26 protein-coding genes are annotated in these 26,952 nt (G+C 47.6%); 7 read left to right on the forward strand and 19 right to left on the reverse strand.

All coding sequences use genetic code 11. The annotated features are described in order from the left end of the window. Positions 1–12: 12 nt before the first annotated feature. Positions 13–1,419, reverse strand: a complete 1,407-nt coding sequence (locus ACWHAR_RS09580; RefSeq protein ID WP_007409274.1) for a SpoVR family protein — start codon at positions 1,417–1,419, stop codon at positions 13–15. Between the two features lie 169 nt (positions 1,420–1,588). Here ACWHAR_RS09580 and ACWHAR_RS09585 point away from each other — a divergent pair, with 169 nt between their 5' ends. From ACWHAR_RS09585 to ACWHAR_RS09595, 3 genes are all read left to right on the forward strand, one after another. After that, entirely contained in the window at positions 1,589–3,103 is a 1,515-nt protein-coding gene (locus ACWHAR_RS09585) for a mechanosensitive ion channel (protein ID WP_007610307.1), read from the forward strand. 132 nt (positions 3,104–3,235) lie between these two features. Beyond that, positions 3,236–3,670, forward strand: a complete 435-nt coding sequence (nsrR, locus tag ACWHAR_RS09590) for a nitric oxide-sensing transcriptional repressor NsrR (RefSeq protein WP_032874275.1) — start codon at positions 3,236–3,238, stop codon at positions 3,668–3,670. Positions 3,671–3,849: 179 nt separating this feature from the next. Next, positions 3,850–5,304, forward strand: a complete 1,455-nt coding sequence (locus ACWHAR_RS09595) for a C40 family peptidase (RefSeq protein ID WP_032874273.1) — start codon at positions 3,850–3,852, stop codon at positions 5,302–5,304. 44 nt (positions 5,305–5,348) lie between these two features. Here ACWHAR_RS09595 and ACWHAR_RS09600 read toward each other — a convergent pair whose 3' ends face one another. Continuing rightward, on the reverse strand, positions 5,349–5,672 hold the full coding sequence (locus ACWHAR_RS09600; protein ID WP_032874270.1) for a DUF3889 domain-containing protein: 324 nt from the start codon (positions 5,670–5,672) through the stop codon (positions 5,349–5,351). Between the two features lie 191 nt (positions 5,673–5,863). On the opposite strand from ACWHAR_RS09600, the gene ACWHAR_RS09605 reads away from it, so the two are divergent. Next, positions 5,864–6,106, forward strand: a complete 243-nt coding sequence (locus ACWHAR_RS09605) for a YhdB family protein (RefSeq protein ID WP_032874267.1) — start codon at positions 5,864–5,866, stop codon at positions 6,104–6,106. A gap of 14 nt (positions 6,107–6,120) precedes the next feature. Here ACWHAR_RS09605 and ACWHAR_RS09610 read toward each other — a convergent pair whose 3' ends face one another. The 13 genes from ACWHAR_RS09610 to ACWHAR_RS09670 all read right to left on the reverse strand — a co-directional run bounded on the left by ACWHAR_RS09610 (position 6,121) and on the right by ACWHAR_RS09670 (position 20,249). Further along, positions 6,121–6,645 carry an NADPH-dependent FMN reductase gene (locus ACWHAR_RS09610; protein ID WP_032874264.1) on the reverse strand — a complete coding sequence of 175 codons (525 nt, stop codon included), beginning with the start codon at positions 6,643–6,645 and terminating at the stop codon, positions 6,121–6,123. Next, positions 6,642–7,289: a response regulator gene (locus tag ACWHAR_RS09615; protein ID WP_032874257.1), complete on the reverse strand. Its 648-nt coding sequence runs from the start codon at positions 7,287–7,289 to the stop codon at positions 6,642–6,644. The genes ACWHAR_RS09610 and ACWHAR_RS09615 overlap by 4 nt, the downstream gene beginning before the upstream one ends. Beyond that, positions 7,289–8,425, reverse strand: a complete 1,137-nt coding sequence (locus ACWHAR_RS09620; protein WP_032874255.1) for a GAF domain-containing sensor histidine kinase — start codon at positions 8,423–8,425, stop codon at positions 7,289–7,291. Before ACWHAR_RS09620 ends, ACWHAR_RS09615 begins: the two co-directional genes overlap by 1 nt. A 145-nt stretch (positions 8,426–8,570) precedes the next feature. Then, positions 8,571–10,313 carry a phospho-sugar mutase gene (locus ACWHAR_RS09625; protein ID WP_032874253.1) on the reverse strand — a complete coding sequence of 581 codons (1,743 nt, stop codon included), beginning with the start codon at positions 10,311–10,313 and terminating at the stop codon, positions 8,571–8,573. Between the two features lie 139 nt (positions 10,314–10,452). Further along, positions 10,453–12,120, reverse strand: a complete 1,668-nt coding sequence (gene glpD / locus ACWHAR_RS09630) for a glycerol-3-phosphate dehydrogenase (RefSeq protein ID WP_032874251.1) — start codon at positions 12,118–12,120, stop codon at positions 10,453–10,455. Between the two features lie 138 nt (positions 12,121–12,258). Next, complete coding sequence (gene glpK, locus ACWHAR_RS09635) at positions 12,259–13,749, reverse strand: glycerol kinase GlpK (RefSeq protein ID WP_032874246.1); 1,491 nt, start codon at positions 13,747–13,749, stop codon at positions 12,259–12,261. Between the two features lie 16 nt (positions 13,750–13,765). After that, positions 13,766–14,593, reverse strand: a complete 828-nt coding sequence (locus ACWHAR_RS09640) for an MIP/aquaporin family protein (protein ID WP_032874243.1) — start codon at positions 14,591–14,593, stop codon at positions 13,766–13,768. A 172-nt stretch (positions 14,594–14,765) separates the two neighbouring features. Beyond that, a complete protein-coding gene (locus tag ACWHAR_RS09645) occupies positions 14,766–15,341 on the reverse strand; it encodes a glycerol-3-phosphate responsive antiterminator (RefSeq protein ID WP_007610287.1) in 576 nt (191 codons plus the stop codon). Between the two features lie 16 nt (positions 15,342–15,357). Next, complete coding sequence (locus ACWHAR_RS09650; RefSeq protein ID WP_087920791.1) at positions 15,358–16,710, reverse strand: aspartate aminotransferase family protein; 1,353 nt, start codon at positions 16,708–16,710, stop codon at positions 15,358–15,360. A gap of 242 nt (positions 16,711–16,952) precedes the next feature. After that, on the reverse strand, positions 16,953–18,491 hold the full coding sequence (locus tag ACWHAR_RS09655; RefSeq protein WP_007408451.1) for a bifunctional GNAT family N-acetyltransferase/carbon-nitrogen hydrolase family protein: 1,539 nt from the start codon (positions 18,489–18,491) through the stop codon (positions 16,953–16,955). Next, positions 18,484–19,173: an HAD family hydrolase gene (locus ACWHAR_RS09660; protein WP_003155347.1), complete on the reverse strand. Its 690-nt coding sequence runs from the start codon at positions 19,171–19,173 to the stop codon at positions 18,484–18,486. The genes ACWHAR_RS09655 and ACWHAR_RS09660 overlap by 8 nt, the downstream gene beginning before the upstream one ends. A gap of 127 nt (positions 19,174–19,300) precedes the next feature. Beyond that, a complete protein-coding gene (locus ACWHAR_RS09665; protein WP_007408449.1) occupies positions 19,301–19,723 on the reverse strand; it encodes a CBS domain-containing protein in 423 nt (140 codons plus the stop codon). A 130-nt stretch (positions 19,724–19,853) separates the two neighbouring features. Then, positions 19,854–20,249, reverse strand: coding sequence for a DUF5365 family protein (locus tag ACWHAR_RS09670; RefSeq protein ID WP_032874236.1), 396 nt, complete (start codon positions 20,247–20,249; stop codon positions 19,854–19,856). A 109-nt stretch (positions 20,250–20,358) separates the two neighbouring features. Here ACWHAR_RS09670 and ACWHAR_RS09675 point away from each other — a divergent pair, with 109 nt between their 5' ends. After that, the gene (locus ACWHAR_RS09675) at positions 20,359–21,267 is read left to right on the forward strand and encodes an RluA family pseudouridine synthase (RefSeq protein ID WP_032874233.1); all 909 of its coding nucleotides are present in this window, start codon (positions 20,359–20,361) and stop codon (positions 21,265–21,267) included. Here ACWHAR_RS09675 and ACWHAR_RS09680 read toward each other — a convergent pair. Together ACWHAR_RS09680 and ACWHAR_RS09685 are read right to left on the reverse strand one after the other, a co-directional pair. Further along, a complete protein-coding gene (locus tag ACWHAR_RS09680; RefSeq protein WP_032874231.1) occupies positions 21,264–21,860 on the reverse strand; it encodes a class D sortase in 597 nt (198 codons plus the stop codon). The two genes, ACWHAR_RS09675 and ACWHAR_RS09680, sit on opposite strands and share 4 nt — an antisense overlap. Next, positions 21,857–23,911, reverse strand: a complete 2,055-nt coding sequence (locus ACWHAR_RS09685; RefSeq protein WP_032874228.1) for a 5'-nucleotidase C-terminal domain-containing protein — start codon at positions 23,909–23,911, stop codon at positions 21,857–21,859. Before ACWHAR_RS09685 ends, ACWHAR_RS09680 begins: the two co-directional genes overlap by 4 nt. 193 nt (positions 23,912–24,104) lie before the next feature. Between ACWHAR_RS09685 and ACWHAR_RS09690 the strand changes: the two genes are divergently transcribed. Continuing rightward, the gene (locus ACWHAR_RS09690; RefSeq protein WP_007610275.1) at positions 24,105–24,770 is read left to right on the forward strand and encodes a spore coat protein; all 666 of its coding nucleotides are present in this window, start codon (positions 24,105–24,107) and stop codon (positions 24,768–24,770) included. On the opposite strand, the gene ACWHAR_RS09695 is transcribed toward ACWHAR_RS09690, so the two are convergent. Beyond that, entirely contained in the window at positions 24,771–25,673 is a 903-nt protein-coding gene (locus ACWHAR_RS09695; protein WP_032875163.1) for a hypothetical protein, read from the reverse strand. It abuts the gene before it with no gap. Positions 25,674–25,793: 120 nt separating this feature from the next. Further along, complete coding sequence (locus ACWHAR_RS09700; RefSeq protein WP_003155362.1) at positions 25,794–26,333, reverse strand: YhcN/YlaJ family sporulation lipoprotein; 540 nt, start codon at positions 26,331–26,333, stop codon at positions 25,794–25,796. A 144-nt stretch (positions 26,334–26,477) separates the two neighbouring features. Here ACWHAR_RS09700 and ACWHAR_RS09705 point away from each other — a divergent pair. Then, positions 26,478–26,952: hypothetical protein (locus ACWHAR_RS09705; protein ID WP_323216987.1), on the forward strand; the 475-nt coding region annotated here is incomplete at its 3' end.

The raw sequence follows: 26,952 nt of genomic DNA on the forward strand, positions 1-26,952 counted from the left end.
TCCTTTCTTCTTTTACAGATATCTCCGGTGCACTCCTTTGCCGTCATAAGAAAACATCACTTCTCTGTCTTCAAGAACAGATTCGATGTGCACGCTCCTGCCCCACAGCTGGTACAGATACGGCAGCACTTTCTCCAAATATTTCAGATCAAGCTCAATTCCCTCATACCAATGTTTAATATAAAGCTCATTATTCTTCAGGTAATCCCCGTCATTGACGGTCAGATAAGGAAATCCCCCGTTGACCCGCATGTTCACGAGCTGATCTCGCACGGCCTTCCATTCTTTGTCGATCACTTTATAGTCCCTGCCCTGCTTTTGGAATAAATACAAATCCTCACGCATTACGAGATCTTTCGTCAAATAATTGCGGATAAATGATATATCCGATTCAATTTCCCTGACCTCAAACATTTTCTCGCGGCCGGAACCGGGCTTTACTCCTGTTTTTTTCATTTCATCTGTCGGGTTGTCATAACGCTCTTCGATGTCCTCAAAAATTTTCAGCCCTAAATAATACGGGTTGATTCCCGTTTTTGACGGCTGAACGACGCCTGCGTTCAGCTTCGCAAATTCGATGGCTTCATCTGAAGTCAGGTCAAGCTCGCGGATAATCCGCTGATGCCAATAAGATGCCCAGCCTTCGTTCATGATTTTCGTTTCCAGCTGCGGCCAGAAATACAGCATTTCTTCTCTCATCATGGTTAAAATGTCACGCTGCCACGGTTCAAGCTCCCGCGAATGTTCTTCGATAAACAGCAGAATATCTTTTTCCGGCCGGGGCGGAAACGGTTTTTTCCCTTTTTTCTTTTTCACCTGCTTCGGCTTATCCATTCCCCATAAATCATCGTAAGGCGATGGCGCGGTTTCTTCTTCGTCCTCCTCTTCGTCATCGACGCTCCACAGCAGCTTCGGCCTGACGAGCGACGGATCGATATGCTCCTGAACCGCCAGAATGGCATCTAAAAAGGACTCCACCTCTTTTATCCCGTGAATTCTTTCATAATGCTTAATCCGCTCCGCCGCAGCCGCCATACTCTCAACCATGTCCCGGTTCGTATTTTGAAAGCGGCAGTTATGTTTGAAAAAATCACAATGGGCAAGAACATGGGCTACAATTAATTTATTTTGGATCAGCGAATTGCTGTCCAGCAAAAAAGCGTAGCAAGGGTTGGAATTAATGACAAGTTCATAAATTTTGCTCAAACCGAGATCATAATGGAGTTTCATCTTATGAAATTGTTTGCCGAAACTCCAGTGGCTGAATCTCGTCGGCATGCCGTACGCGCCGAATGTATAAATAATTTCAGCCGGGCAAATTTCATATCTCATCGGGTAGAAATCAAGGCCGAAACCCTTCGCAATGTCGGTTATTTCCTCAATTGCCCGCTGTAAACCTTTTGTCTCCTCCGCGTTCAACCGAATCCCCCCTACTTGGACTTATTTATAATGTATGACCCCTCCTCTCAAAAGATGAAATAACAGATCGGTTTCCGGCTGAAAACTTTCGGCACATCCGCGCCGTTTGCTTTATCTGTAAGTGGGTAAAACACACACCATACCCCAAAAAGAAAAGGAGCGATTCTACTTGAATACAGCAGACATGCTTACGACGTATCTCAGCAAACTCCCGAATCTGGTCATTGCACTGCTCGTCCTGCTTATCGGCTGGGGCATTGCCAAAATCATTGAAAAAGCCGTATACAAAGGCCTGCAAAAAACAAAAATTGACGACAGGCTGTTCGCCGAAAAAAAGCCGGCGCGCTATTCCTCAGAAAAAGTCATCAGTAAAGTCATTTATTTTATCGCATTAATTATCGTTTTTATTCTATTCTTTAACATTCTGCATCTGACAACCGTGGCTTCGCCTTTTGTCAGCATGCTGTCAGCGATAACGGCGGCTGTGCCGAGCATTTTAAAAGCCGGCCTGATTCTGCTGTTGGGCTGGGCGGCCGCTTCGCTTTTCAGCTATCTCGTCAAAAAAGCGGGCATGAAACTCGCTGAAAACGGCCGGTTCAGAAAATGGACAATGGTGTCTGAAGAAGCGGAGATGAGCAGATCCGTTACGGCCGCTTCACGAATCGTTTTCTACTTCGTCTTGCTCTTGTTCCTGCCCGGCGTCTTGGCCGCTCTCCAAATCAGCGGAGTATCAGGGCCGTTTACAAATATGATCCAAAGCGTTTTGTCCTTTATACCGAAAGTATTCGCCGCGGCGCTGATTGTTTTAATCGGCTGGCTTGTTGCCCGTCTCGTCCGTGATATCGTCACAAACTTTCTGGCGAGTATCGGCACGGAAAGGCTCGCCGCACGTATGGGGCTTTCTATTTATCTGAAGGATACAAGCCTGTCGGCAATCATCGGAACGATTGTCTACGTGCTGATTTTCATTCCGGTGATCATTTCTGCGCTTGACCGGCTTGATGTGGCGGGTATTTCTGAACCGGCGTCAGCCATGCTGCACACGGTCTTTACAATGCTTCCTAATATCATCATCGGTATCGTGCTGATCATCGCCGGCATCTGGATCGGAAAATGGGTCAACAGCATTGTATCCGGGCTCTTGCACCGGGCCGGTTTCGACTCTCTTCTCGGTAAAATGGGCTTTGAACAGGCGGGTACCCCGAAGCTGACGCTTTCTCAGACGGTCGGCATGATTGTTCAGATCATCATCGTCCTGCTCTTTACGGCAGAGGCGCTGCAGCTTGTTCATCTCGAATTTCTCGTCGTTATCGCAACAGGTATTATCGCTTACCTGCCTAATGTTCTGGCCGCTGTATTTATTCTCGGAATCGGGCTTTTGGCCGGACAGCTCGTCAGCAGGCTGCTTGCCGGCATGCTGAGCGGAAAGGAATTCAGATTCCTGGCGCCGCTTGCGAAATATACCATTATCACTCTCTCAATCTTTATGGCGCTGGATCAGCTCGGTGTCGCCGACACGATCGTAAATGCCGCGTTTATTCTGATTCTGGGCGGTTTCGCGCTTGCCTTCGGACTTTCATTCGGTCTTGGCGGAAAAGAATTTGCCTCCCGTTATCTCGCAAAATTGGATCGCAAAATTGAAAAACATCAATCGGCTGACGATCGTAAGCCGCCGATGTCTTAACGAAAAAAACGTGTGCTCAGAAGGAGCGCACGTTTTTTTTTGAGTTAAAGGGGCAAATTCCTTTTTTTTCATTTTAGATTCATATATGATAGACTGTAACAGAAGCAAAATCTCTTTTTCCGAGGTCATTCTATGAAATTAACGAACTATACCGATTATTCTTTACGCGTTTTGATTTTTTTGGCTTCCAAACATTCCGACGAACTTTCCAACATAAAAGAAATCGCAGATACTTATTCCATCTCTAAAAACCACCTCATGAAAGTCATTTACCGCCTCGGCCAGCTCGGGTATGTCGAAACGATCCGGGGCCGGGGAGGCGGAATCCGATTAGGAATGACACCGGAAGACATAAACATTGGAGAAGTCGTTCGAAATACAGAAGACGACTTTAACATCGTAGAATGCTTTGACTCCAAAAAAAATCTCTGTATCATATCTCCCGCCTGCAACTTAAAGAACCTTCTGAATGAAGCCCTGCAAGCTTACCTGGCCGTTTTAGACAAATATACGTTAAGGGATCTGGTCAAAAACAAAGAGGAGATTATGAGACTGCTCAGAAGCTGAAGGAATGTCCGCATTCCTTCTTTTTTTTATGCCGGCATAAGAAAAAAGGACTATTTCTATTAATATGATAAACGATTGCAGACAAGTGCCGATATAAAGATTATCATTACTGATATCCTCACCTTGCGGCTGCAACGAATGGGGATAGTAAAATCATCGCAGGAAAAGGGAGATTCATTATGAAAAAAAAGGTAGCGGTCGGTTTGACTGCATCTGCGATCGTCGGGTCTGCGTTAGCTGTAACACCGGCAGAAGCACAAACGATTAAGGTTAAAAGCGGAGATTCATTATGGAAGCTTGCCCAAAACTACAATACAAGCGTGGATGCCATTACATCAGCGAATCATCTAAAATCCACCGTTATTTCTATCGGGCAGACGCTCAACATTCCTAACGGCAAATCAGATTCCGGCAGCTCAAAGCCATCTTCAAAGAACAGCGGCACGACTAAAAGCGTTTATACAGTGAAAAGCGGAGACTCGCTGTGGCTGATCGCATCTGATTTTAAAATGTCTGTACAGGAACTGAAAAAAATGAACGGTCTGACAAGCGACTTAATCCGCGCCGGACAGAAGCTGCAAGTGACGGGGAAAGTTTCCTCAAGCACCGATCAGAAAAAAAACACACCGGGCAGCAGCTCAAACAGCAGCAAAAAGCAGTCATCATCTTCCGGGACGTATAAAGTCAAACTCGGCGATTCACTATGGAAGATCGCAAACAGCGTCAATATGACCATTGCGGAACTCAAAGTATTAAACAACTTAAAAACGGATACGATCTACGTAAACCAAGTCCTGAAAACAAAAGGAACGTCTTCTTCGGGAAACACGCCGTCAAAAGACAATTCAAACCAAAATAAAAACCAGACGCAAACGTCCTCTTATACAGTAAAAAGCGGAGACTCACTCTGGAAAATCGCAAACGCATACAACATGACGGTTCAGCAAATCAGAAGCATCAACAAACTGACGTCAGACATGCTGCGGGTCGGACAAGTGCTTAAGCTGACAAAAACGTCATCTTCCGGCTCTTCGACTTCACCGTCAACTCCGAACCAGTCCGGAGATACAGGGAAAACCACTACATATACCGTGAAAAGCGGGGATTCTTTATGGGTGATCGCCCAAAAGTTCAATGTGACGGCCCAGCAGATCCGCGAGAAAAACAATCTGAAAACAGATGTTCTTCAAATCGGACAAAAGCTGACGATTACCGGGCAGCAGACAAACACGACACCGAATCAGTCCGGCAACACAGGCGGCACAGGTTCAACAAGCGCGAAGATTAATGTAATGATCGATGCCGCAAAAGCTCAACTGGGCGTACCGTATGTATGGGGCGGGACAACGCCGAGAGGCTTTGACTGCAGCGGTTTCATTTATTACGTTCTCAATAAGGTCACTTCTGTATCCAGACTTTCAGCCGCAGGCTACTGGAATACGATGACATCAGTCAGCCAGCCGGCGGTCGGTGACTTTGTCTTTTTCTCAACTTATAAAGCCGGACCTTCCCACGTCGGTATTTATCTCGGGAACGGCCAGTTTATTAATGCCAACGATTCGGGTGTCGTTATTTCCAGCATGAACAATTCCTATTGGAAACAGCGCTACCTCGGCGCAAAACGTTTCTTCTGATATCTGACAAGCTGTACGGCCTCAATTAGGCTGTGCAGCTTTTTTTACAGTCTGAAAATATTAATGCTGATCACGTGTTTTGTTACGGGATGGAAATACACTTCAGCACGGGATGAAAACGTTTCTTTTGATGTTTGCACCGTTACGCGAAACACATCTTTCGTCTGTTCCCGGTTCACTTTTGTACGGCCCATGTACGAATAATCGGTAAGCTCGGCCCCCTTGTATTCACGTTCAAGCTGGTTCCATGCGAGCTGCTCCCATTTTTCAACTGATGGATCAAGGTGTTCTGTATGCCCTTTTTCAGCGATAGAGGCAATGAGAATGCCGCAAAACAAGAGGGCAAGCGCAAATGGAAGGGATTTCATCTTTATGTTCTCCTGAGTCGTTTTTTGTCAATCTTAGCGTGTCCAAAGAAGAGACGGATATGCGGTTTTATTTTATGTCTCCCTCATATTGCTATGCCGCAGTGATAAGGACACCAACTTTTCCCCCGTTGCATCCGGGCTTCAGCGGCATAAACTAACGGAGAACTTCTCATTGAAAGGAGAAGCGTTAGATGGATCATGCCGATTATGACAAAGCCTTGTATTACACACACCGGTCTCAATGGGACAATTTGTTAATATTGATGGTTCGTACAAAAGATGATTTATTATCAAAGCGTATTGAGCACTTTCTGCACGCGTATCATTTCGAATATGATCATGCGGTGCTTGAAAAAGAGCTGTATTCTCTTCTCGGGTATATTGATCATGCGGCGGAGCTCGTTTATGAAGATCAATTAGCCATGCTGACATAAAAACAATCCCGGCGTCAGACGCCGGGATTTCTTGTATTTGTGAACATATTCAGCTCTTCGATCATCTCTTTCAGGCTGACCGCCATATCCTCAGATACGGTCCGGCGCTCCATGTCAATGTGAATCGGGTCTAAGACCAGCTGTTTCGGGATGACATTTGCATAAACGCCCCGCATGACCGTCCGCATATTCGCCAGCGCGTTCATGCCTCCTTTTCCTCCGCCCGCCGCGGCAATGATTGCCACCGGTTTGTATGCCCAGTGATCGCTGCTTAAAAAATCGATGGCGTTTTTTAAAGCGCCGCTCATGCCGCTGTGATACTCGGGAGATAATAAGACGACGGCCGCCGACTTTTTCACCTGCCGCCTTAACTCTTGCACTGAAGGCAGCTCGTTCTGTTCTTCTTCACCGTTATAAAGCGGCAGATCACTTTCGCTCAAATCAATATAATCGGTATGAAACCGATCTCTGATATAAGAAGCGGCAATTCTCGTCCGCCCGTTTTTTCTCGGTGTGCCGCTGATCACTAATATGCTCATGATTTTACCGCCTTTCCAAAAACATTATATTTTACCGCATACAATGCCGCCTGCGTCCGATCGGAAAGATTCAGCTTTGACAGCAGGTTGGACACGTGGGTCTTCACTGTTTTTTCTGAAATAAACAGTGCCGCCGCAATTTCCTTATTGCTTTTTCCTTTGGCTATTTCTTGAAGAACATCTTTTTCACGAGGGGTCAGGTGATAATATTTTTCCTTATCCTGATCATCCTGAACCATGTGGGTCAGCACATGAGGCACAATATCCGCCGACAGCCGGTAACGTCCGGAATACACTTCCCGGAGCGTTTTCACTAAATCATCGGGCTGGGCGTCTTTCAGCTGATACGCTTTTGCGCCGGCTTTAAGGGCGGGAATGACATGCTCCTGATCAGAATAGCTCGTCAAAACGACGATACTGATGTCCGGAAATCGTTCAGCCGCAATTTTTGCCGCTTCTATGCCGTCCGTATCAGGCATTGATAAATCCATCAGAATGATGTCCGGCTCCGTCTTTTCAGCTTGCTGAAGCGCTTCAGCACCGGTGGACGCCTCACCGACAACTTCAATGTCTTCCTGAGTGGCGAAGAAATAGCGCAGTCCTTTGCGGACAACGTGATGATCATCAGCAATCACAATTTTCATCAATCAGACCTCCTGTCCCGAAACGGAAGCCGAACGGAGACAATCGTTCCGGCGCCAAGCTCGGATTGCAATGTAAAGCGGCCTCCGATCGCTTCAGCCCGCGCTTTCATGCCGGCCACGCCGAGCGATGGGAGCACAGCATGCGCATCAGCGCTGAAGCCTGCTCCGCGGTCGCTAATGTGAAGCTCGGCGCAATCCGGCTTTTTAACGGCGGAAATGATAACCCGGTCCGTTCCCGCATGCTTTTTACAGTTATTCAAGGCTTCCTGGGCGATCCGCCAAAGCGCGTGTTCCTGTTCATCCGTAAGCTCCAGCTCATCCTCCATTTCACAAACGGCTTCCAGACCGATAAGAGCGGTATAGCTTTTGATCGACGCATACAGCCCTTTCGTCAAACTTTCCGGCTTCAGCTGCCAAATAAGCGCCCTCATTTCTGTTAGCGCATCCTGAGACAGCTCTTGAATAAATGTAATCATCTGCCGGAGCCGATCATCATTTGTAAAACTCTTTGCGGCTTTTGCCGTTAAGCTGACAGAAAACAGCATCTGATTGACGGAATCATGTAGCTCTTGCGCAAGTCTGCTTCGTTCCATCAACAGGGCGTTCTGCTGCTCAAATTCGGCCAATTTCATCCGCTGAATCGCCGTTCCGATTTGAAATGCAACAGCTTCAAGAAGATGCAGTTCTTCTTCGTTGAAAAATGTCTTTTCGTTTGCGGCGACGTTTAATAAACCGAACTTCCGGCCGCCGTCCTCAAGCGGTACGGTCGCATGATGGGTAATGCCCTCCGTATCGCGGCAGTTCGTCGTCTGTTCCGCAAATTCAATCCGTTTACAATTCATTATGTTTACGGCCTTTGTCAAACCCCCATTGCTGAATTTGGTCAGACAATAGCATTCCCCGCTGCACATGAGTGCATTTTCCCGCTGACCGAGAGCCGGCGGTAAATAAGCGGATGCGGCGAGCGTATAAGACCCGTCCGGCTCAATCAGAAAAATCCACCCTGTCTGCAGCCCGGTCAGGCTGAGCAGTTCGCGGAGCACTTTATCAAGCGCTTCCTTTAAATCGTGGTTTTGGTTTAAGGTTTCCGCAATCGCTTTTAACGTTTTTAACGTTTCTACCGTCGTTTTCGTCAATTTCCCTCACTCCGGCCAATCAGAATTATCCATATTATATCAATTCTTTTCTGTATATTCCTTTGTTTTCAGCATGAATTTTCCTCATACTTTCGGATGAGGCGTATAAAAAAACCGCCGGATGTCGCTTCCGGCGGTTTGTTGTTTATTTCGTTTTTTCCACTATGCCATCCACCGTTTTCATGACGGCTTCAGATAATGCGGCAAGACGCTGTTCGCTGTCTTGTAAAGAAGTTCCCTTCACGGCGAAATAGAACTTCACTTTCGGCTCCGTTCCTGATGGACGAAGGCAGAACCAAGAGCCGTCTTCAAGGAAATATTTCAGGACATTTGACTTCGGCAGATCAATATCTTCTTCATGATGATCGGCAAATACAGTCCGTTTTCCCGTTGAATAGTCTTCAGCCTGAGTGATTTGTTTTCCGGCCATCTGCTTCGGCGGATCGTTTCGGAATGAAGTCAGGATAGCGGAAATCTGCTCTGCTCCCTGTTTTCCTTTTAACGTCAATGACTTCAAGCCTTCACGGTAATATCCGTATTCTTTAAAAATGGACAGCAGCGCGTCATAAAGCGACATGCCCTGCTTTTTATAAAAGGCGCATACCTCGACGGCTAACAGCGCAGCCTGGATCGCGTCTTTGTCACGCGCGAAATCGCCGATTAAGTAGCCGTAGCTTTCTTCATACCCGAACTGGAACGTGTATTGGCCTGATTTTTCATATTCTTTGATCTTTTCACCGATAAATTTGAAGCCTGTCAGCGTGTCAACCGTATCTAATCCGAAAGATGAAGCGACGGCGCGGCCCAATTCGCTCGTGACAATCGTTTTCATGACGACACCGTTTTTAGGAAGGGTGCCCTGTTTTTTCTTCTCGGAAAGCAGGTAATGCAATAAAAGCGCGCCTGTCTGGTTTCCCGTCAGCACTGTGTACTTGCCTTCGCTGTTTTTTACGGCAATGCCGAGACGGTCGGCATCCGGGTCCGTAGCGACAAGAATATCGGCATTTTGTTCTTCTCCGAGCTTAATGGCATATTCGAATGCCGCGTGCTCTTCCGGATTCGGCGATTTGACGGTTGAAAAATCCGGGTCCGGCAGCTCTTGCTCCTTTACGACGGTGACGTTTTTGTAACCGAGTGCTTCAAGACCGCGGCGCACCGGTTTATTTGCCGTGCCGTGAAGGGGAGTGAACACGACGCTGACATCCACTTCATCCGAAAGCTCGGGATGTACGGAGATGGAAGTCAGTTTTTCAGTATACGGTTTATCAATTTCTTCACCGATTATTTTAATCAAACCTTTTTCTTTCAGCGACTGTTCATCTTCAACTTGAATCGTTAATTCATTTTCTATGGCATTCACTTCCGCAATGACGATGTCCGCTTCTTTCGGCGGCAGCTGTGCGCCGTCATCGCCATACACTTTATATCCGTTATATTCAGGCGGGTTATGGCTGGCCGTCACGACGATGCCGGCATAAGCGTTCAGCTTTCTCACCGCAAAAGACAGCTCAGGCGTCGGGCGGAGCTCATCAAATACGTATGTTTGAATGCCTTGGGAAGCAAGGGTTTTTGCAGCTTCCATCGCAAACTCAGGAGATTTATGACGGGAGTCGTATGCGATCGCAACCCCTCTTTTTTTCGCGTCTTCCCCCTGTTTCGCGATATACGCCGCAAGTCCGGCGGATGCTTTGCGGACCGTGTAAATGTTCATTCTGTTCGTACCCGGCCCGATTTCTCCTCTCATGCCTCCTGTTCCGAACTCAAGATTTTTGTAGAAAAAATCTTCCAGCAACTGCTCGTTTCCTTCTGCGTCCGCCAATAATTTTTTCAATTCTGAATCTAATTGTTCGGCCTGATTCCAGCGTTCGTAACTCTTACTCCAACTCATGTTCGTCCTCCTATAATTTCAGCTTATGACCATATTTTAATATGAAGCGGCTGCCCGTGTCACTTGATAACTTAACCAAATGCTTTATGTAAAAAGATAAAAGAAGGGCTCATGCCTTTTCGGCACAGCCCTCCGGTTATTATTGTTCGAGCGGAACAACCGCGTCGTGCAGCAGCATATTTAACCACTCAGTGTGTTTTTCTTTCGTTTCGTCATTCCATTGGAATCGGTCGCTCATGTAATCAATCACGGCCGTTTTATACGTTTGCACCCATTTGATGTCGAAGAACAGTCTTCCCGTTCTGCGGACGAAGAAATCGGCAGGTGTCGCAGCCATTTCTTCTTCGATGCTGTAAGCCGCTTCCGCCAGAATGTGAACCGGAATCTGGCGTTTTTCCGCTTCATCTTTCAGGCCTTCAATCCGGCTGAATACATTTTCAACGTTAGAGCCGTATCTGATGGCTAACTGCTTAGCGGTTTCCTGTGATAAACCGATTTTCAAGCCGTCTTTTGTCTTTGCTTCCACAAATGACTCGAAGTTTTTAGAGCCGCCGACATGTCCGCCGGAAATCGGCATCGTCTTCGTCTTGCAGCCGCCGAAGTCCTGGCCGCCCTCTTCTTTCAAGCGGTCGCGGACAAGATCGACAATGTGCTCAGCCATTTTACGGTAGCCCGTCAGTTTTCCTCCGGCGATCGTAATCAGGCCTGATTGAGATGTCCAGATTTCATCTTTACGGGAGATCTCAGACGGGTCTTTCCCTTCTTCGTGAATAAGCGGTCTGAGGCCGGCCCAGCTAGATTCAATATCGTCCGCCGTAATGTTCAGTTCCGGGAACATATAATTGATGGAGCTGACGATATAATCGCGATCCTGCACCGTCATGCGCGGGTGCTCAAGTTTTTGTTTGTAAACCGTATCGGTCGTACCCACATATGTTTTTCCTTCACGCGGAATGGCGAACACCATCCGGCCGTCCGGCGTATCAAAGTACACCGCCTGTTTAAGCGGGAATACGGATTGGTCGAATACGAGATGGACCCCTTTTGTGTGCTGGAGATGTTTTCCGCTTTTGCTGTGGTCTTTTTCTCTCAGCTCGTCGACCCACGGACCTGTCGCATTGACGATTTTTTTGGCGTACACTTTGTATTCCTTGCCTGACAGCAGATCTTCAATTAAAACGCCGACAACTTTTCCTTTTTCATAAAGCAGTTCTTTCACTTTAGAATAGTTGACAGGCTCAGCACCGAATTTAACGGCTTCTTTCATGACTTCAATCGTCAGTCTCGCATCGTCCGTCCGGTACTCTACATAATAGCCTCCGCCTTTTAAGCCGTCTTTTTTGACGAGCGGCTCTTTTTGCAGTGTTTCTTTAGCAGACAGCATGCTTCTGCGCTCTGATTTTTTTACTCCCGCTAAATAGTCATACACACGCAGGCCGATTGAAGTAGAGAATGAACCGAACGTGCCGCCTTTATGAAACGGCAGCAGCATCCATTCCGGCGTCGTGACGTGCGGGCCGTTTTCGTACACGATGGCGCGTTCCTTACCGACTTCAGCCACCATTTTGACTTCAAATTGCTTCAGATAACGCAAACCGCCGTGAACAAGCTTTGTGGATCGGCTTGATGTGCCGGCCGCGAAATCCTGCATTTCGCTCAAAGCGACTTTCATTCCCCTTGAAGCAGCGTCAAGCGCCGTACCGGCACCCGTAATACCTCCGCCTATAATAAACAGATCGTATGTTTTTTTAGTCATGTCTTCCAGCATATGATCCCGTTCCAAACTTGAAAATTGGTGATTCATCATTACGCTTCCTCCTTGTTGTCACGGTATAGAAAAAGAGACCACAACAGCCAAAGCGCATGTCGTCACTTTGGTGCTGTGGTCTCTCCTCATCTCAGGACCGTTCCTATTAACTTGTTTTCAGTATACCATAATTTTATCTTATTTAAAAGCCATAGCTGCATTTACTGCTTTTTTCCATCCGCCGTACAATTCATCGCGTTTTTCATCTTCCATTTCCGGTTTGAATTGCTTATCAAGGTTCCACTGATCGGCGATTTCAGTGCTGTCCTTCCAGTAGCCGACAGCGATTCCGGCTAAATACGCGGCACCGAGCGCCGTCGTTTCATTAATTTCCGGACGTTCGACCGGCACATCAAGCAAGTCGCTCTGGAACTGCATGAGGAAGTTATTTTTTACCGCTCCGCCGTCTACACGCAATGTTTTTAAAGAGATGCCTGAATCAGCCTCCATGGCATCAAGCACATCTTTCGCCTGATATGCGAGAGATTCAAGCGTGGCACGGATAAAATGCTCCTTCGTCGTTCCGCGTGTCAGGCCGAAAACTGAGCCGCGCACGTCACTGTCCCAGTACGGTGTGCCCAATCCGACGAAAGCGGGCACGACATAAACACCGTCAGCGGAATCCACACGCTCTGCGTATGTCTCGCTTTCTTTCGAATCCTGGAACATCCGCATGCCGTCTCTCAGCCATTGGATGGCAGAACCTGCGACAAAGATGCTTCCTTCCAATGCATACTCGACTTTTCCGTCTAATCCCCAGGCGATTGTCGTCAGAAGGCCGTGATCAGAAGTGATGGCTTTTTCTCCGGTATTCATCAGCATAAAGCAGCCTGTGCCGTATGTGTTTTTCCCCATGCCTTCTTCAAAGCACGCCTGACCGAACAGCGCAGACTGCTGGTCTCCGGCCGCTCCCGCAATCGGAATATTTTTACCAAAGAAATGATAATCAACCGTTTTCGCGTACACATGAGAAGACGGTTTCACTTCCGGCAGCATTGATTTCGGTACGCCTAAAATATCAAGCAGCTCGTCATCCCATTTTAATTCATGTATATTAAACATCAGCGTTCTTGAAGCGTTGGAATAATCCGTTACGTGCGCCGCCCCTCCGGACATTTTCCAGATGAGCCATGAATCAATCGTTCCGAACAGAAGATTTCCGTTTTCCGCTTTTTCCCGCGCGCCTTCTACATTGTCAAGAATCCATTTGACTTTCGTTCCTGAGAAATAAGGGTCGATCAAAAGTCCCGTTTTTTCTCTGAATGTATCATTATATCCTTTTTCACGAAGCTCTTCGCAAATGCTGGATGTTTGTCTCGATTGCCACACAATTGCATTGTATACCGGCTTTCCGGTATCTTTATCCCATACGACCGTCGTTTCCCTTTGGTTCGTGATGCCGATGCCGGCAATTTGATCAGCGCTGATTCCGGACTCGGAGATCACAGTCGCGATAACGGCGAGCACCGATCCCCAGATTTCGTTCGCATTGTGCTCCACCCAGCCCGGCTGAGGGAAATGCTGTGTGAATTCCTTTTGAGCGGAATGCACGATTTTTCCTTCTTTATTAAAAAGAATCGCTCTTGAACTTGTTGTGCCTTGGTCAATTGATAAAATATAGGTCTCCATGATGCCGCTCTCCTTTTTAAATATATTCAGAATTTGATAATGTTTTCTGTGATTGAGATTTCTTGGTATAAATATAGAGTATGAAAAGCACTACAACCATTATAACGCTTACAAACCAAAAGCTAGGTGTCACATTTCCTTTAAACGCGGCATTGTAAAATACGCCGCCGAACGCACCGCCCATGATCGGACCGACTACGGGAATCCAGGCATATTTCCAATTTGACGGCCCTTTTTTCGGAATCGGCAGAAAGGCGTGAGCGATTCTCGGCCCCAAATCCCGCGCAGGGTTGATCGCATATCCGGTCGTCCCTCCAAGAGAAATCCCGATGGCAACGATGAGGAATCCGACAATCAGCGGGTTCAGCCCTTTTGTAAATTCATTCGCTCCGATTGCCAAAATGCCGAGCACAAGCACAAACGTACCAATGACTTCACTTATCATATTCCCAAATGTATGAGGAATACTCGGGCCGGTCGAGAAAACGCCCAGTTTGGCGGCCGGATCATCCGTCGCCTTCCAATGCGGCAGATAATGAAGGAACACAACAACCGCACCGATCATTGCTCCGATCATCTGTCCTGCAATATAAACAGGGACCTCTTTCCAAGGAAAGCTGCCTTCAAGCGCAAGGCCTATCGTTAAAGCCGGATTCAAGTGGGCGCCGCTGATGCTGCCGACGGCATATGCCGCCATGGCTACTCCCAATCCCCAGCCGAATACAATAACAATCCATCCGGATTGGTATGAAAGCGATTTCTTTAAATTGACTCCCGCACAAACGCCGCCGCCGAAAATAACAAGCAGCATTGTACCGATTACTTCTCCCCAAAATGCTGTCATCATCATTCCTCCTAAATGACAAAATAGCAGGTTTGACAGAGTTATAGAGAATAAAAAACCCACAACAAACCGCTTTACGCTTTATTGCTTCCGTAAAGAGCTGTTGTGGGTCTCCGGATCTCCATCACATAGTATTAACCTAGGTCTATTGTAACAATGGGTGTAAGCGGTGTCAATCTTTTTTTGTCATAGAATGTTCATATTTAGCCCATAGTTCGGTGTCTGAAGTCGTCACGGCCGTGGCTCCTGCCTGCAAGGCGTTTTCAACGTCCTGCTCCGTGCGGATGAAGCCGCCGGCAAAAATAGGAATCCCCGTCATTTCTTTAATTTCTCTGATTAAAGTCGGAACAATGCCCGGGAGAACCTCGATAAAGTCAGGTTTATGCTTTCCGACGAATTCCATGCTTTTCTCCATGGCGCTCGTATCCAAGAGAAATAGACGCTGGATCGCGTATATTTTCTTTTGTTTCGCTTTGACGATGACTGATGATCTCGTCGAAATGATGCCCGCGGGTCTGATGTCCTGACAAATGAACTCCGCACCGTATTCGTCATGCTTAATGCCGTGAATTAAATCGACGTGAACCATCAGAAGTTTTCCGTGTTTTTTTGCTTCATTCACGACACCTTTTAATTGACCAAGGTGGATATCTAAAATGACGCCGTATAAGAACGGACTCTCTAAAAATGCATCGAATTGCTTCATGTTCCGGATAGCCGGTAGAATCTGCTGGTTGTGAAAACTCATGTTTTACTCCTTTACATTAAAAATCAATGCTCAGCACGCTTTCCTTGACGGTCGAAATGATGAAAGAGAGCTCCTCGTCCGACAGGCAAAAAGGCGGAGACAGCTGAATGACATTATTATATCCCGCTACAGTATCACCATTTTTCCCGACAAGCAGGCCTTTTTCTCTGCACGCGGTGATGACGTGCTGCACAAGGGCGGCATCAGCGGGTTCCTTCGTGATTTTGTCCTTGACGAGCTCAATGCCGGTAAGAAGGCCCTTGCCTCGTACATCTCCGACCGCCGGATGTTCTCTGAGCGGCTCAAGCTCACGGAGCAGCCTTTCTCCAAGCTCCCGGGAGCGGGCGATCAGATGTTCGTCCTCCATCAATTGCAGGTTTTTCAAAGCCAGGGCGCAGGCTGCCGGATTGCCTCCGAATGTATTCACGTGCCGGAAGCGGCCGTACGGCTCACCGCCCGAATACGCCTCAAAAATCTCCCGTTTTACCGCCGTTGCCGACAGCGGCAGATAAGCGCTCGTAATGCCTTTTGCCATTGTGACGATGTCCGGTGAAACGCCGTAATGCTGAAATCCGAACGGCTCTCCCGTGCGGCCGAAACCGCAAATGACTTCATCACTGATCAGAAGCGCGCCGTGGCGGCGGCAAATGTCCTCTACCTTTGCCATATACCCGTCCGGGGGCATCAGTATCCCTCCGCCTGTAATAATCGGTTCCATAATCACGCCGGCAATCGTTTCGCTTAATTCCCACGTCATGATCCGGTCGATTTCATGCGCGCTTTCCAATGTGACGGCATCGCCGGGATTCCGATAGAGATCAGGCGGCGCCGCGTGCAAAAAACCTTGTGAGAGCGGCTCATATTTATATTTTCTCTGCGCCTGGCCCGTAGCGGCGAGCGCCCCCATCGTATTGCCGTGATAGCCTCTGTACCGGGAGATGAATTTGAAGCGGCTGTGATCGCCGTTTTCAATGTGGTATTGGCGGGCAATTTTGAACGCGGTTTCATTTGCTTCCGATCCGCTGTTGGAAAAGAAGATCACATAATCGCCGCCGAGCCATTCATTCAGTTTTTCCGCAAGCTCAATCGCAGGTTGATGGCTTTGGGTCAGCGGATAATAAGGAAGCTCCTTCAATTGGCTGTAAGCCGCATCGGCAAGCTCCTTTCTCCCGTATCCGATATTGACGCACCACAGGCCTGACATGCCGTCCAAATACCGTCTGCCGTCAATATCCGTAACCCAGGCGCCTTCCCCTTTTTGGACGATTATGCTGTCATCCGGCTCCGCCCCTTTCATCGCGTGCCAAATCAGCTCTTTATCCTTTTGTTTGAGTGACTGATTTTTTTGTACATGTTCCACACCGCTCATCTCCCTTTCAATATCATTGCACTGTATCGAAAGCTGCCCGGCTTCTGACGCCGATTCTCTTGGTGAAGTTTTTCTCTTAATAAGAATATAAAGGCGCGGCATGGGCGAGTCAATAAAGCGGCGGCAATTAAAAAAACGCTTTCTCCCAGAAAGCGAAAGGGCTACAAGAGCATATCCCGAAACCGGGGCCGGTGCAAGTGTTTTTATAAAAAAACCCGCCCCTTAAGCGGAGCGGGCGTTTTTTATTTCAGATGCGTAATCCGGTAAATATCTTTGCGCCGGTCTTTCAGCTGGCGCACGGTTCCGTTCTCACGCTGCCTTCTTAAGATTTCAAGGTCCACGTCCCCGATCACGACCATTTCGATATTCGGATTCGTTTCACCGACGATTCCGTCTCTGGCAAATTCAAAATCAGACGGAGCAAAAATGGCTGACTGCGCGTATTGAATATCCATATTTTCTGTTTGCGGCAGGTTTCCGACCGTACCTGAGATGACGGTGTAAATTTGGTTTTCAACCGCTCGCGCCTGAGAGCAGTACCTTACGCGCAAGTAGCCTTGGCGGTCTTCAGTGCAGAACGGCGTAAAGATAATTTTCGCCCCTTGATCGGCGGCAATTCTCGCAAGCTCCGGAAATTCGATATCGTAACAGATCTGAATGGCGATCTTTCCGCAGTCCGTATCAAATACGCGCACCCTGTCTCCGGCGCTGATGCCCCACCATTTCCGCTCATTCGGCGTAATGTGAAGCTTATATTGTTTTTCAATCGTGCCGTCACGTCTGAATAAGTAGGCGATGTTATAAATTTTCCCCTCTTCTTCAACGAAGTGGGAGCCGCCGATGATGTTGACATTATATTTCACCGCGAGATCTGTAAAGAGGCTGATATAGTCCTCGGTATATTCGGTAATCCTCTGAATGGCCAGACTAGGAGAACGCTCCTCGAGAAATGACATCAGCTGCGTTGTGAAAATCTCCGGAAATACCGCGAAATCAGATCTCGCATCGGAAGCCACATCGACATAATATTCAACCTGATTGGCAAATTCCTCGAAGGAGTAAATCTTTTTCATTTCATATTGAATGACACAGATGCGCACCGGAAATGCCGATTTGTAATAACGCTTTGACTGCGGCAGGTAATCGACATTGTTCCATTGCATTAATGTCGCATATTTAATGGACGCGGTGTCATCCGGGAGATAATTCGGATTGATCCGCATGAGCGTAAATCCGTTCATCAGCTGGAAAGAAAGCACCGGATCATAAATCTGATGGCGCGTCACCTGTTCGACATAGGCTCTCGCCGTCATTTCTTCCGCATACTTATGATAATTCGGGATCCGCCCGCCGATAATGATGCTTTTCAGATTCAATCGTCTCGCCAAGTCTTTTCTCGCCTCATACAGCCGGTGTCCGATTTTCATCCGTCTGTATTCCGGGTGAACCATTACCTCAATCCCGTACAGATTCAATCCGTCGGGGTTGTGGTTCGTGATATAACCGTCGTCTGTAATGTCCTGCCACGTGTGGCGGTCATCATATTCATCGAAATTGATGATCAGGCTTGAGCATGAACCGATAATTTCCCCTTCATACTCCGCGCAAAACTGACCTTCCGGAAAGTGCGCGAGATGGCTGATTAAATGCTCAGGCTCCCACGGCTCCATCCCCGGGAAACAATCCTTTTGCAGCTCAATAATTTTGTTAATATCTTTCTCTTCCATATTCCGTATGACCATTTTCTTTTCAAAACGGGTCAGATCAAGTTTCTCAGACAATGCTGCTTCCCCCTGCCGGTTCGTTTTGATCGTTCAATCGCTGTAAGAGTAATTCAAGTTCCATTTCCGCCATCGATTCCAGTCTGTGATCGTATTCTTCAAATAACAGGGCGCTTGTTACCTTATTCGGGACGATGACACATTTCATGCCGGCCCGTTTAGCTGCGATTGAGCCGTTGACCGAATCCTCAAAGGCCAGACATTCAGATGGTTCAACGCCTAAATGTTCCGCAGCTTTCAGATAGAGCTCCGGATTCGGCTTCACTTCTTCTACGTCGTCAGCCGTCTGAATCACTTCAAATTCATCAAACAGGCCTAATTCCTTCAGATGGCCCGACACCCATTTAAAATCTGAGCTGGAAGCGAGCCCCACCTTCAATCCTAATTCTTTTGCCGCGGCTAAATAAGCCTCCACCCCGGGACGCGCCGTTTCCGTCTTCATCCGCTGTTCGAAGCGCCCGCGCCTGATCGCCGTCAGTTCATCATGATCGAGCTTTCTTCCCAGCTGCTCCTCTAAATATGCGAACGGCTTAAACCCCGCGGCCGTTCCGATCACCTTTCCCCAGACGGATAAAGGCAATGTTGAACCGTGTTCTTCAAACATTTCCTGCAGCACTTCATATTCATGGGTTTCTGTATCTAAAATTAACCCGTCAAAATCAAAGATTAATGCTTTTATCAATGGTTACAGCTCCTTTAGCTAAACGTACTGACCTATGTATACACTATACCGTGAATTTCTTTCGCGTTCAAAATGTAACATTCTGACGGAAAGAAGAGCCTGCATGAGTGCAAGCTCTCTTCATCCGTTACTGTGTGTTTTGACTGGAAATATTGGAAAGAGCTGCTCCCGCAGACTCATTTGAACGCTGATCGACCGCTAAGTCTCCAAGCGCAACGATCCCGACCAGATGATTTTGATCGACAATGGGAAGGCGGCGGATTTGGTGTTGGGCCATCAGATGTGACGCCTCTTCAAGACTCATTTCCGGGTTTCCGGATACAACTGCAGAAGACATCACGTGTGAAACAGGTGTTTGGCCGTCGCGGCCTTGAGCCGTTGTTCTCAATGCGATATCACGGTCTGTCAGCATTCCTTTTAATTCCCCTCCGTCAACGACGGGAATCGCTCCGACATTATGCTGGTGCATCAGCGCAGCCGCTTCCTGGATCGTTTGATTGGGAGAAACGGTAGCCACGTGGGTAGTCATTGATTGTTTGATTGAACTCATTGTAAAGCACCCCTTTCGACATTTATTATGCTCGGGGATTTGTCTCATTATAAAGGGAGTTAGAGGAAAGAAATTGTGGTATCATGTCAAAGAAGCAAAAAAGAGCCTGTAAAAAGGCTCTTTACACCCGTCAGATCAGCCTTCTGCGACCGCAGGCTTCTGATCCGGCACCTGTCTCGAAATCATCATAGGTAAACGGAAAATTCATTCCGCATTCGTTCAGCAAAGTGCAATTTTTATCAAACAGCGCCCGCTCTTTGACGTCATATACCGGGTGCGGCTTTGACAGCATGATATGTACCGTTTGCAGACAAGCCATAATTTGAAACGCTTCTTTTAAAGTTCCTTGGTAACTTTGGTTTTGTAATGATAATACGCCCCTTTTTTTAAAGCGCTGAATTTCCAGTTCGGAGAAATAAAGAGGAAAGACATTTTGAAACAATTCAGAGGAAAGCTCTTGTATCGCGCTTTCTTGTCCATCAGTCGCTGCGTTCACAATTCTCACATCAATCACCTTTCTTGCCATGTGAATATCCTTAATCTTTATCAAGAATAGCATAGAAAAAAACGCGAAAGCTAAGGTAAGTGTTTCCTATTGAAACAGCCGCTTTCCGCTTGAAAAGGAGCTTTATGAAATGAAACAAAATGACCGCGGTCTGGAACTCCTAATTACGGAAAAGCACGCCGGACAATGGCTGTTTTCAGTCCTGAAATCTGAATTCCAGGCGTCAAAACCCGTAATTACGGAATGGATGAACCAAGAAAGCATCCAGGTGAATCGAACATCACCGAAAAACAACATCATACTGAAAACCGGAGATCGCTTATTCATTGATCTTCAGGAAAAAACGGGTTCCTCGGTGATTCCGGAATACGGAGAGCCGGACATTTTATTTGAGGACAATCATATGCTGATTGCGAATAAGCCGGCGGGAATGCCGACTCATCCAAATGAAGAGGGTCAGACCGGCACCCTCAGCAACCTGATCGCTTACCATTTTCAAATCAACGGCGAGCAGGCGAAAGTGCGCCACGTTCACCGTCTTGACCGTGACACTTCAGGCGCGGTCGTTTTCGCGAAACACCGCCTGGCCCATGCAATCCTTGACCGTCAGCTCGAAACCAAAACATTAAAACGCACCTATATCGCCGCGGCGGAAGGAAAAGTGACGCCTAAAAAAGGCACAGTTGACTCGCCGATCGGCCGCGACAGGTCACATTCCGTCAGACGGCGCGTCTCACCCGGCGGACAAGCCGCCGTCACCCATTACAAAGTGAAAGGCTATCATCCCGGTGCGCAGCTTACATTGGCAGAGCTTGAACTGGAAACCGGGAGAACACATCAAATCAGGGTGCATATGGCAAGCATCGGCCATCCGTTGGCGGGCGATGACCTGTACGGCGGAAGCAGGACGCTGTTTCACAGGCAGGCGCTTCACGCCAAAAAAGTCAGTGTCGTCCATCCGATCTCAGGAGAAGAAATCGTTGCCGAGGCGCCGATGCCGGCTGATCTGGCTCATTTTACGGAAACGTATTTTTCTTAAACCGGGTCGGCATATATAATATATCGTTTCGGCGCATTTCCAATGTAAGAAAACGGATAGCAAGTGGTCAGGATCAATTCCTCCCGCTTGTGCTGAAGGGTGATGACAGATGTATCATCCCGGCTGACGATTTTTGTACGGCTGATTTTATAAGAAAACGTGCCGTAAGACAGAATCACGTTCAGTCTGTCTCCTTTTTTCAGTTCGCCGGTCCGGCGGAACACCGTGTCTCTGTGGCCGGATAACACAATTTGGCCGTGATCGCCCGGATAATAGCTGTCCTTATAATGTCCGACGCCTTTTGCCAAATCATCTGCGTCAGTCCCTTCGACGATCGGGAGCTCAGCGTCGATTTCAGGGATTTCTAAAATGCCGCTTGCCTCACCCGTTTCGGGGTGGAATTCTTTTTTGCGCTGTGTCAGCACAGCGCTTTTTGTTTTTTTCTTTTCCAAGACAGGTTCTGTTGCTTTTTTTGCTTCTTCAAGCGATTGGTTCGTTTTCATATGTGAATCAATGATCTTCCAGCTTCCGTAACATGTGATGATGATACCGACGATGATGACGAGAAGCGGAATATGTTTCAGTTTGTTCATCGTGTGCGGGTTCCCCTTTTCTTTCTGAAAAGCCAATATACGCCGGCACCCGTGATCACCAGTCCGGCCAATGCCGTCTGATGGCTGCCCGCTGAAGTATCAGGCAATGGGCGGCCTTTTTGTGTGCCGCTTTCAGTCTGTTTTGTGCTTTGTTCCGAATTTGCGGCAGACGCCGCACGGGATTCCGGAATTGACTGCACTGTATCAGATGCTGTTTCTTCTGCGACAGGACGTTTAGGTTTTTTGGTTTGATCAGGCTGTTCTGCTGCATCCGGTTTTTTAGCGGGTTTTTCCGCCTGAGGTTTTTCTCCTTTATCAGGCCTGGTGCCGCCCGGTGTTTCCCCGCTTCCCGGCTGATTGCCGGTGTCATCAGGTGTTTCGCCTGCTGATGCCGTGCGGATGCGGCCGTCGGTCTGATAAGAAATCGGTGCGGAAAAGCTTTTGACATAGTCTGCAGTCGCTTCCAAATCCTCAGGCCCCGTCACCGGATTCTTGCCGAGTTTCCCGATCGGACCGTATTTTGCCCCCGCTGCCGTCGCCATAAATTGATTGACTGTTACTGTATATCCTTTTTCGGGCTGTATGTCTGTCCCGTCCGCCATTTTCATATCCACCGCTTGTCCGGTTTCCGGGTTCCATGTATAGGTAAATCCGCTGATGCTGTAATCCGGACCGTACACCGGAGAAATTTGCGCGTTAATGATCTCCCCCAAATCTTTTCCTTTGATTTCAAGCTTCGTCAGCACATTGCCGAACGGCTGTACATTATAAAGGTCTCCCCATGTGATCGGCCCTTTTTTTAAGCCGTCCCGGATGCCTCCTCCATTCATAAGCGCAAAATCGGATTTCATCTTCGCTTTCATACCGTCGGCAATCAGATTTCCGAGCGCCGTGTCGCCGTCATTTGAATATCCGCCCGTTATATCATGGGCCGCTTCCCCGACCGTTTCGCTGATAATCGGTTTCACTTTCTCTTCATATTTGCTTAATATGCCTGCCGCAGCCGGGTCAGGCTTGATTTTACTTTGATCGATATATTGGATTTCCGCTGATTTTTTCACGATATCCTTCGACTCTTTATCTAGTTCAAGATCGGCGATTCCGATTGCTTTTCCGTATTCAAATGCCTGCACGATCAGCTTGCCGTCGATTTCTCCGTTTACGACTTTATGATTGTGCGCGGCGAAAATCACATCAATCTCTGAGTCTGTTCCGCTTGCAAGCTTTGCGGATTCTCCCGTGATGGCTGAGCCATTTTGTTCAGCAGACATATGGGCGAGCACGGCGATTGCTTTAATTCCTTTTTTCTTCAGGTCAGCGGCGGCGTCATTGACAGCCTTTACCTCATCCGTAAACGTAATATTTTTAATTCCGTCCGGGATGACCATGCCTGCCGCCGATCTGGTTACAACCCCGATAAATGCGACCGGAATTCCGGAAATGTATTTAATTTCATACGGCGGCAGAAAGGACTCCCCTGACTTCAGTTTACAGTTGGCGCAGACGAGCGGGAAATTTTGGCCGTCATAACCGCTTGTCCCCTTACCGTCCGGATGATCTCCTCCATTGATGATCCGTTTAAGCTCATTCGTTCCTTCATCGAATTCGTGATTGCCGACAGTTCCGACATCAAAACCGATGTCTTCCATCAATTCTACTGTCGGTTCATCCTGAAAAAGGGCTGACACGGGAGAGCTGCCTCCGATCATATCGCCCGCATGCACGACAAAGGCGTGTTCTTTCTCGGCTTTCGCCTTTTTAATGTACGCTGCGGCGTAGTCCATTCGCCCGAAAGTGCCATCCGGTTTACCGTCTCCGTTAAGGTCAAGCTCATATTGCTGATCAATTTTTCCGTGCAGATCATTCATGCTGATGATTCTGAGCGGGACACGGCCGGAGTCTTCAGTCTGCCGTTCTTTATACGCTTTATCCGTTCCAGCTTCATTCAGTGATCCTGCTTGTCCGATTGCTTCCGCATCTTTCACGCTGAACATCATAAAACAAACCGTCAGCAGACAGCACGAAAGACGAATACCCCTTATTTTCTTCATTCATTTCCCCCCCTGTCTTCTAAGAAATACGTTAGCTTATTTTCTTAAAAATCACATCACTTTTTTGTAAAGATTGTCTTCACTGGCGCAAAATAGTAAATAATCCCCACGTAACGAAACAGGTCTTGATGTATAACGGATCGGCTTTTTTCACATCTTAATGATGATTTGACATGAAGGAGGAAAACAACCAGTGGAACAGCAGCAGAATCAGCAGCAGCCGCCAGTAAATCAGGGGATCCCGGGTTCACCGCAAGTGAATCACGGAGGACATGAGCTTTTCGATATGCATGAAGTGCTGGCCGGAACAGTCGGCGTTTTGGATCAATTTATGATGCTCAGACAGTTTATACAGGATCAGCAGCTGGCCGACATCCTTGACCGCCAGTATCAATTCATTCTGGGACTCTATAATCTGACGGCAGAATGCTTTAAGACCGGCCAAAAGCCTTCTCAGGAAACGTCAACATATATGATGAAGGAACAGAACCAGGCCGTCTACGGTATAAAACCGACTCAGCCGAAAAAACCAAATCAATCATTAAATGATGTCAAAGATCTCGGGATCAGCGGCCATATGCTCGGCCTGATTAAAGCTCAAGCTTCTCTCTTGACGATGAGCTCGCTTGAAATGACCAATCCCGTCACAAGAAGAGTGCTCTCCGCCCAAATTCAGCAATATGTCGAAATGGCGTTTGAAATCTTCTTATACCAAAATAAACACGGTTATTATCAGGTTCCTCAGCTCAATGCACAAGATATGCAGACCATGCTGAATTCATTTGCACCGGCCCAGGGACAGCCGCAAATGCCTCCGATTAAAGGACAAATGGGACAGCAGCAGCAAAACCTCCATTGATTAAAAAACGGCGTTGGAAACCTGACTCTCCAATGCCGTTTTCTTTTTTTCATATGCTTTTGTGAAATCATGTTCAAATTGTTTCAGGCTTTCTTTCGTAGCCGCTTCAAAGCCTTTTTCAAAATCCTGTGTTTCGGCGGTTTTGTTGATAATGGTTAAGATAATGCCTTCTCCGAATGTTTCGGTTAAGTCCTTTATCATATAGAAGCTTTGTAAATAGACATCTGTTTCATATTCCATACGCGATTTCTGCCATTTTCGGTCGGTCGTTAATTGATCAAACGGCACGACGGAAAATGCAATCGGATCAATGACTACATCATAATGCGCGACCCACTCGCTCAGCCCCTCATGAAACCAAAGCGGAAATACAAACGTATCCGTCCCCAATTGCCGCGTTTTTTGATGAAACGCGTAGTGTGTATATTCATGTATAATCAATTGCTTATACATGAAAACGGCCAGCTCATCTTTTTTCAAAAGCTGTTTTTTCTCTTCAGGCAAAAGCCCCATCATCTGCTCCTGTTCTGAATAAAAACCGACTACATTTTTCAATCCTGAATATTGCTCCATTTCAGCTTCATCCGAAAAGAAAATGAGTTCAAGTGGCGCTGCACCTTTATAGCCGACAATGATTTGATTGATACGCTTTGCGTGGTCCAGCGTAAGCTTGGTCAGATCCAAGAGCGGCTTTTCATCCGCCGTATAGTAAATCGCTGTATGTTTGTAAATTTCTTTATTCATGTGTTCAGTCACTTGTTCCATCGTCGGAACAGAGCGGCTGTTTTGGCCTGACAGGACGTACATCATACTTACTGAAACTGCTGAACTGACAGCCAATATGACAAGGACACCGCACAGGATCAGAGTGAATGCCGCCCGTTTCCCCATGCCGTCACGCAAACAAGCTCCCCTCCCCGATCCTTCAATTTTCATCTCATTCTTTACTTTATGCTCAGGAGCGCTGGGTCGTGACGGCAGATAAAATAAAAAAGCCGCATCAAATGCGGCTTTTCCATTCATTTATTTATTGGGGTTTGGGAATACACGCTGCACCATTTGACCGAATTCATCAAACAGACCGGATACAGGATGTCCGTTTTGGATTCGTTTTCCGTAGCCTTGCATGCGTTCAACGAAGTCCGGGTTCGCTGATACATATACAGTCCGGACATGTTTATCGGCCGATTTCACCTTATCGGTAATCTTATTTTTCAAATGGTTGGCGATGGCGCCTTTTTGTCCGTTTGTCAAAACAACGGCTACATAAGCGCTGTTTCCGGCAACGATCACAGTCGCATTTTTAACCTCTTTTAAATCAGTCACCTTGTCGGCGGCTTTATCAGCCACTCTCAGGTTACGATTGTCATTGTGATCGGTGTTTTGGTTATGACGGTTCACTGTATTCATATTTGTCGCACCGTCGTTAGGCGTGTTGCGGTAATTTACATTCTGGGTGCGGTTGTCATTTCGTTTTCCTTCTCCCTGGTTCCCCATACTGCACCCTGCGGTAATCAGCATCGGCAGAAGAAGGGCAGAGATAACTGCTTGCTTTTTTATCATGTGAATTCCTCCTTTCTCACTTTACGTATAGGTTTTTCTATTCGGCGGGATTTATGCACGCCGTTTGCATTCTGAGCGGTTTGGATAAATATCAGAAGGAAAGGGAAAGGTAAACGTAATCAATTGAATGAGGAGGGATTTAACTTGTTCAGAAAAAAAAGCGGCGTCAGCCCGACAGCGCTGCTGATCGGATCATCGATTCTGATTGCAGCTTTATCACCCGAAATCCGCCGGAAAATCTCCGGAATGGTTTCAGGCCGAATGCAGCATAAAGATGGTACACACTCCATGCAGCCTGCTGACCTGATTCAACAGGCGTTCGGCGGGGAATCCGGCGGACAGCAGCACACAGACAAAGCCCGGCATTCACAAACCGGCTCCATGCAGCCTGCTGACCTGATTCAACAGGCGTTCAGCGGGGAATCCGGCGGACAGCAGCACACGGACAAAGCCCGGCATTCACAAACCGGCTCTACGCAGCCTGCCGAGCTGATCAAACAGGCTTTCGGCGGGGAATCCGGCGGACAGCAGCACACGGACAAAGCCCGGCATTCACAAACCGGCTCTACGCAGCCTGCCGAGCTGATCAAACAGGCTTTCGGCGGGGAATCCGGCGGAC

The sequence above is a fragment of the Bacillus sp. LR--39 genome (assembly GCF_053613335.1).

Excerpts from the sequence above, each read along its gene's own strand:
- ACWHAR_RS09605 (WP_032874267.1), top strand. The coding sequence starts at position 5,864 with ATGGATCATGCCGATTATGACAAAGCCTTGTATTACACACACCGGTCT.
- glpK (WP_032874246.1), bottom strand. The coding sequence starts at position 13,749 with ATGGAGACCTATATTTTATCAATTGACCAAGGCACAACAAGTTCAAGA.
- ACWHAR_RS09615 (WP_032874257.1), bottom strand. The coding sequence starts at position 7,289 with ATGAAAATTGTGATTGCTGATGATCATCACGTTGTCCGCAAAGGACTG.
- ACWHAR_RS09640 (WP_032874243.1), bottom strand. The coding sequence starts at position 14,593 with ATGACAGCATTTTGGGGAGAAGTAATCGGTACAATGCTGCTTGTTATT.
- ACWHAR_RS09680 (WP_032874231.1), bottom strand. The coding sequence starts at position 21,860 with ATGAACAAACTGAAACATATTCCGCTTCTCGTCATCATCGTCGGTATC.
- glpD (WP_032874251.1), bottom strand. The coding sequence starts at position 12,120 with ATGATGAATCACCAATTTTCAAGTTTGGAACGGGATCATATGCTGGAA.
- ACWHAR_RS09600 (WP_032874270.1), bottom strand. The coding sequence starts at position 5,672 with ATGAAATCCCTTCCATTTGCGCTTGCCCTCTTGTTTTGCGGCATTCTC.
- ACWHAR_RS09645 (WP_007610287.1), bottom strand. The coding sequence starts at position 15,341 with ATGAGTTTTCACAACCAGCAGATTCTACCGGCTATCCGGAACATGAAG.
- ACWHAR_RS09650 (WP_087920791.1), bottom strand. The coding sequence starts at position 16,710 with ATGAGCGGTGTGGAACATGTACAAAAAAATCAGTCACTCAAACAAAAG.
- ACWHAR_RS09595 (WP_032874273.1), top strand. The coding sequence starts at position 3,850 with ATGAAAAAAAAGGTAGCGGTCGGTTTGACTGCATCTGCGATCGTCGGG.
- ACWHAR_RS09685 (WP_032874228.1), bottom strand. The coding sequence starts at position 23,911 with ATGAAGAAAATAAGGGGTATTCGTCTTTCGTGCTGTCTGCTGACGGTT.
- nsrR (WP_032874275.1), top strand. The coding sequence starts at position 3,236 with ATGAAATTAACGAACTATACCGATTATTCTTTACGCGTTTTGATTTTT.
- ACWHAR_RS09625 (WP_032874253.1), bottom strand. The coding sequence starts at position 10,313 with ATGAGTTGGAGTAAGAGTTACGAACGCTGGAATCAGGCCGAACAATTA.
- ACWHAR_RS09610 (WP_032874264.1), bottom strand. The coding sequence starts at position 6,645 with ATGAGCATATTAGTGATCAGCGGCACACCGAGAAAAAACGGGCGGACG.
- ACWHAR_RS09670 (WP_032874236.1), bottom strand. The coding sequence starts at position 20,249 with ATGGCAAGAAAGGTGATTGATGTGAGAATTGTGAACGCAGCGACTGAT.
- ACWHAR_RS09675 (WP_032874233.1), top strand. The coding sequence starts at position 20,359 with ATGAAACAAAATGACCGCGGTCTGGAACTCCTAATTACGGAAAAGCAC.
- ACWHAR_RS09665 (WP_007408449.1), bottom strand. The coding sequence starts at position 19,723 with ATGAGTTCAATCAAACAATCAATGACTACCCACGTGGCTACCGTTTCT.
- ACWHAR_RS09700 (WP_003155362.1), bottom strand. The coding sequence starts at position 26,333 with ATGATAAAAAAGCAAGCAGTTATCTCTGCCCTTCTTCTGCCGATGCTG.